At 61.8% G+C, this 1,287-nt stretch carries 2 protein-coding genes; one reads left to right on the top strand and one right to left on the bottom strand.

Annotated features, from left to right (window positions below; all coding sequences use genetic code 11):
• Nucleotides 1-689 (top strand): polysaccharide deacetylase (locus EN969_RS31515; RefSeq protein ID WP_127419757.1); only part of this gene is annotated, 689 nt, incomplete at its 5' end.
• 33 nt (nt 690-722) lie between these two features.
• Here the strand turns inward: EN969_RS31515 and EN969_RS31510 are convergent.
• On the bottom strand, nt 723-1,287 hold a 565-nt coding region (locus EN969_RS31510; protein ID WP_281060050.1), incomplete at its 5' end, for an SbmA/BacA-like family transporter.

Genomic DNA, 1,287 nt, shown 5'->3' with positions numbered 1-1,287 from the left:
GGCTCGAGCAGATCGGGCTTGCCGCGCATGAGGGCCACGACATCGCCAGCCATGGCTGCGGCCATTTCGACGGCAAGGACTGGAGCAAGGCCGACTGGCTGAAAGAGTTCGGTTCGTTCGAGCACATTCTCGAGAACGCCTATGCCATCAACGGCATTGCGCCCGAGCCTGAGGGCTGGCGCGATTTCGCACGGCATGCGGTTGTCGGTTTTCGCGCGCCGTATCTGTCGACGGGCAAGGCGCTCTATGAAGCGCTGCCGGCCGCCGGCTATCAATTCGACGCCAGCGGCGTCTCGCAGGGCCCCGCCCGACCGACGGCCAGCAACGGCGTCATGCACTTTTCGCTGCCGCAGATTCCAGAAGGACCGAAGTCACGGCCGGTGATCGCCATGGACTACAATCTCTATGTCAGGCATTCCGGCGGCTTCGAACGGCCAAGCCAAGCGGGCGAGTTCGCCAACCGGACCTATGATGCCTTCCGCGCCGCCTTCGACAAGCAGTATGCCGGCAAGCGCATTCCGCTGGAGCTCGGCTTCCACTTCGCGCTGATGAATGACGGCGCCTACTGGAACGCGCTGGAGCGCTTTGCCGGCGAGGTCTGCGTCAAGGCCGATGTCGAATGCATCAGTTTTCGCGATTATGTTTCGCGCCAGGATGCCGGCCAGAGGCAGGTCTCGGTCGGCGGCTGAGCCGCCAACCCGGTTCGTTTCCAACCTCGATCTTTAGGCCGGATCCTCAGCGCCCTGCCTTGCCAGATAGCGCTGGTCGATATCGGGCAGCGGCTCGCCTTGCAGCGTCGCCTCGAAGGCGCGCAGGCGCTTGTGGACCGATTGCAGCTCGACGATGGTCGACCAGGAGGTGAGCAGAAACTGCAGTGAACCGGTCACCTTGCCGAATGCGTTCGAAATCTGGTTCAGCGCGCCGAACGTGATCTTGTGCGCCACCAGCGAGGGACCGAGGATCAGCAGCGAGAAAATGTTGTCGGCCTGCAGGTAGGTGTAACGGACGACGTTGAAATAGATGTAGTGGAAATAGAGCCTGAAATAATTGTGGCGAACATTCTCGAACAGCTCGGCCGTGGTGGCCGGCTGGGCCCGGTCCGCGTGATCCTCGCCGTAGACGAGTTCCTTGCGGTAGGCTGCCTCAACGCGCTGGTTGCGGAACTGCAGCCCTGGAAGTTTCAGACCTGCAACCATGACCGAGATCGTCCCGAACAGACACCAGGCAAGGGCTGCGACAACCAATGGCTGTGGAATCGCGCCGATAATCGGCAACTCGGTGATATGG

The organism is Mesorhizobium sp. M7A.F.Ca.CA.003.01.2.1 (genome assembly GCF_003998945.1).
Classification (GTDB): Bacteria; Pseudomonadota; Alphaproteobacteria; order Rhizobiales; family Rhizobiaceae; genus Mesorhizobium; species Mesorhizobium ciceri.
The sequence above is the reverse complement of the archived record's forward strand: the minus strand, read 5'-3'. Positions and strand labels throughout refer to the sequence as shown.